The organism is Polaromonas sp. P3_C2 (assembly GCF_056402675.1).
Genome location: NZ_JBFUGX010000374.1, coordinates 1 through 4,152, shown reverse-complemented (window position 1 = coordinate 4,152; position 4,152 = coordinate 1). Strand labels below are relative to the sequence as shown.

The following is a 4,152-nucleotide window of genomic DNA, read 5'->3' as shown; positions in this document are numbered from 1 at the left end:
CGTGGCTCCGCCGCCGCAGGCAGCGCCCGCGGAATTCGCGTGGGTGCGCCGCATCGTTGCCGACGACGTGCTGCTGTTCCGCTACTCGGCCCTCACGTTCAATGGGCACCGCATTCACTACGACCGAAAGTACGTCACGGAGGTCGAGGGTTACCCCGGTCTTATCGTGCACGGCCCCTTGATCGCCACGCTGCTCATGGACCTGTTGCGTCGGCACATGCCTGAGGCCATGGTGCGGAAATTTGAGTTCAAGGCGGTCCGGCCCACGTTCGACGTCAACCCGTTCTCGATCCACGGGCAGCCTTCAGCCGACGGCAAGAGCGTGCGGCTGTGGGGGCGTGACCACGAAGGCTGGCTCACGATGGATGCCACCGCCACGCTGGGCTGAGGAAACGCAATGCAACCACTCAAGGGCATCACCGTCGTCACGCTCGAACACGCCATCGCGGCGCCTTTCGCCACACGGCAGCTGGCCGACATGGGTGCGCGGGTCATCAAGGTTGAACGCCCCGGTGTGGGCGATTTCGCGCGGGCCTACGACAGTCGCGTGCGGGGCCTTGCATCGCATTTCGTCTGGACCAACCGCTCCAAGGAAAGCCTGACGCTGGACGTCAAGCACGAGGAGGCGCAGAAGATCCTCATGCGCCTGATCATTGAAGAGGCCGACGTCGTGGTGCAAAACCTCGCGCCGGGCGCTGCAGCACGGCTCGGTCTGTCGTACGAAGCGTTGGCCAAGCGCAAGCCCGGCATCATCGTGTGCGACATCTCGGGGTATGGCGACGACGGCCCTTACCGCGACAAAAAAGCCTATGWCCTGCTGATCCAGAGCGAGGCCGGTTTCGTCTCGGTAACCGGTACGCCCGACACACCGTCCAAGGCCGGTCCATCCATCGCCGACATCGCTGCCGGCATGTATGCGTACACCAACATCCTGGGCGCGCTCATGCACCGTCGGCAGACCGGTGAGGGTCAGCGCATCGACATCTCGATGCTCGAGTCGCTGTCGGAGTGGATGAGCTACCCGCTCTATTACGCCTTTGAAGGCGCGGCGCCGCCCCCGCGAACGGGTGCCAGCCACGCGACCATTTACCCCTATGGCCCGTTTCTGGCCGGTGACGGCAAGACCGTGATGATGGGCCTGCAGAACGAACGCGAGTGGAAGGTGTTTTGCGAAAAAGTGCTGCTGCGGCCCGCGCTTGCCAGTGACCCGCGTTTCGCCGGCAATGCACAGCGCAGCGCCGCCCGGAGCGAACTCTCGTCAATCATCGTTGAAGCCTTCAGCACCCTGACCGCCGCGCAAGTTGTCGAGCGGCTGGAAACCGCCGGTATCGCTAACGCGCAAGTCAACACCATGAGCGAGCTGTGGAAACATCCGCAACTCCAAGCTCGCGCGCGCTGGCGTGAAATCGATACACCGGCGGGCACCGTGCCCGCCATGCTGCCGCCCGGTTCCTGGCAACATGGCGCCCCGCGCATGGACGCCGTGCCCGCGCTGGGCCAACACACCGACGCGATCCTGAACCACTTCGGCTACGGCACCGAACAGATTGCCCAGCTGCGCGCGGAAGGCGCTGTATGAGCATGTCACCCGTCGTGCCGCTGAGCTACCTGTTCGTGCCGGGCAACGTGCCGGAGCGATTCGCGAAGGCGCTGGCCTCGGGTGCGGACCGCGTCATCATCGACCTGGAAGACGCAGTCTCGCCCTCGGACAAGGCTGCCGCGCGCGAAGCCATCGCAGCGTGGATACCCTCCGCCAACGAGGAGATTCGCGGCAAGCTGCTGATCCGTATCAACGACGCGAGCACGGGCTGGTACGCAGACGATCTGCAGCTCCTGCGGCAGGTTCGGGCAGTCTGCGTCATGCTTCCGAAATGCGAAAACAGACGGCAGGTGGCTGACGTTCTTGGTTCGCTCGATGCGGGTACCGCCGTGTTGYCGCTGGTCGAAACAGCGCGTGGCCTGCTGGCCGCCTTCGACCTTGCCACCGCACCGGGCATCGCACGCCTGGCCTTCGGCTCGCTCGACTACATGGCCGACCTTGATCTTCCCGCCGACAGCCCGGCCCTGCAGCACGCCGCGATCCAGCTGGCTATTGCTTCACGCGCCGCGGGTTTGCCCTCGCCCGTGGCTGGCGTCACGCCAGACATTGATGCGGACCGGGTTGCCGCCGACATGGCGCAGGCACGCTGCCTTGGCTTCGGCGCCAAGATGTGCATACACCCCGTGCAGGTTGCCGCAGTGCATCGAGCGCTGCGGCCTGACGCCGAAGTGCTGGCTTGGGCACAACGCATCCTGAGCGCCTCGCGCGCAGCCGGCGGCGGCGCCATCCAGCTCGACGGGAAGATGGTCGATCGCCCGGTTGTCCTCAAAGCCGAGCGTATCGTGGCCCTGGCTGCACGCACCCCTGATTTTTCACAAGATACATAACCCAACGGAGAAGCTATGTCCGCAACCATCATCGACTCAAAAATTTTCGGCGACATGTTCAGCGATGCCGCCATGCGGCATGTCTGGTCGGACGAGAATCGCACCGCCAAATACCTGGACATCGAGCGCGCGCTCGCCAAGGTTCAGGGCGCCCTCGGCATCATTCCCAACGAGGCGGCTGAAGAGATCGTGAAGAACTGCGAGCCCAGCCAGATCGACTGGGTCAAGCTCAAGGCCAAGACCGAGCAGATCGGCTACCCGATCATCGCCGTGGTCAACCAGATCAACGCGCATTGCAAGGATGGCCTGGGCGAATACTGCCACTGGGGCGCCACTACGCAGGACATCACCGACACGGCCGCCGTGCTGCAGATACGCGAGGGCCTCGCACTGGTCGAGGCCGACCTCGCGGACATCTCGGCCTCGCTCGCCAAACTGGCGCGCGACCACCGCGACACGCCGATCATCGGCCGCAGCAACCTGCAGCAGGCGACGCCCATCACCTTCGGCTACAAGATGGCCAGCATCCTCGCAGGTATCGAGCGCCACCGCGAGCGCCTCACGCAGCTCAAGCCGCGGGTGCTGGTTGGCGAGTTCGGCGGCGCGTCGGGCACCCTGTCCTCGCTTGAAAAAGGTGCGATGGAAACCCAGGCTGGCCTCATGAAGGAACTCGGCCTCGGGCAGCCCCTGATTTCGTGGCACACCGTGCGCGACAACTTCGCCGAAGTTGGCGCCTTCCTCGGCATCGTCGGTGGCTCGCTCGGCAAGATCGCTATGGATGTGAAGCTGTTGATGCAGACCGAAGTCGCCGAAGTGTTTGAGCCTTTCGCGCCAGGGCGCGGCTCCTCGTCAACCATGCCGCAAAAGCGCAACCCCATCTCCTGCCTCTACATCCACGCCAACATCTCCGTGGTGCGCCAGTTGGCCGCATCGCTGATGGACGCGATGGTCGCCGACCATGAACGCTCCACAGGCCCCTGGGAGATCGAATGGGTGGCGATGCCCGAGATTTTTTGCCTGATCTCGGGCGCACTCAAGCAGACGAAGTTCATCCTCGCGGGTCTGGAAGTCGATGCCGCGCAGATGCGCCGCAACATCGACATGACCCACGGCCTCGTGATGTCGGAGGCCGTGATGATGGGCCTGGGCCCCTACATCGGGCGTGAATACGCCCACGACCTGGTCTACGACATTTGCCGCGACGCGCTCAAGCAAAAGCGCCCACTGATCGAGTTGTTGGCGGAGCATCCCGAAATCAAGAAGCACGTGACACGGAAGCAGCTGGCCTCGTTCTGCGATCCGATGAATAACCTGGGCCAGGCAGGCGTGATGGTCGACCGCGTGCTCGCGTCGGTCAAGGCGCCGGACTCGCAGCCCACAAGAGTGTCGTAAGAAGAGGGCGGCTCAAGCTTCGTACCAAAGTTTTGTGTATGCGGTTGAAGGGTGCCGTCTCAACGTCTTAACGGAAGCTCCAGCGTCACGCAGGTTCCATGTGTGCCACTGGAAATGCGGACCTGGCCCGCCAGTTTTTGTGCGCGCATTCGCATCGCGGCCAGGCCGCGTTGGGTCTTGCCGGGTGCGGGAACGGCGTGCGTGTCGAAGCCGCAGCCGTCATCTGTGACGGACAGCTCCAGGGTGCTGGCGGTGTCACGTGCGCGAACGGTGATGGTCCTGGCCGCGCCATGGCGCACTGCATTGTTGATGGCCTCCTGGAGCGTGCGCAGG

General features: G+C 64.1%; 5 protein-coding genes. 4 read left to right on the top strand and 1 reads right to left on the bottom strand.

The features are described 5' to 3' along the window. The 4 genes from AC1DWI_RS15310 to AC1DWI_RS15295 form a co-directional block, all read left to right on the top strand. On the top strand, positions 1 to 388 hold a 388-nt coding region (locus AC1DWI_RS15310), incomplete at its 5' end, for an HTD2 family dehydratase (protein ID WP_477725138.1). 9 nt (positions 389 to 397) lie between these two features. Further along, positions 398 to 1,579 carry a CaiB/BaiF CoA transferase family protein gene (locus AC1DWI_RS15305; protein WP_477725137.1) on the top strand — a complete coding sequence of 394 codons (1,182 nt, stop codon included), beginning with the start codon at positions 398 to 400 and terminating at the stop codon, positions 1,577 to 1,579. Then, positions 1,576 to 2,427: an HpcH/HpaI aldolase/citrate lyase family protein gene (locus AC1DWI_RS15300; RefSeq protein ID WP_477725136.1), complete on the top strand. Its 852-nt coding sequence runs from the start codon at positions 1,576 to 1,578 to the stop codon at positions 2,425 to 2,427. Before AC1DWI_RS15305 ends, AC1DWI_RS15300 begins: the two co-directional genes overlap by 4 nt. Before the next feature lie 15 nt (positions 2,428 to 2,442). Then, positions 2,443 to 3,819, top strand: a complete 1,377-nt coding sequence (locus AC1DWI_RS15295; RefSeq protein ID WP_477669998.1) for a class-II fumarase/aspartase family protein — start codon at positions 2,443 to 2,445, stop codon at positions 3,817 to 3,819. Between the two features lie 59 nt (positions 3,820 to 3,878). On the opposite strand, the gene AC1DWI_RS15290 is transcribed toward AC1DWI_RS15295, so the two are convergent. Continuing rightward, a partial coding sequence (locus AC1DWI_RS15290) for a sensor histidine kinase (protein ID WP_477725135.1) occupies positions 3,879 to 4,152 on the bottom strand: 274 nt, incomplete at its 5' end.

Bases quoted from the DNA above. Each gene is read 5' to 3' on its own strand.
- AC1DWI_RS15295 (WP_477669998.1), top strand. From the start codon at position 2,443: ATGTCCGCAACCATCATCGACTCAAAAATTTTCGGCGACATGTTCAGC.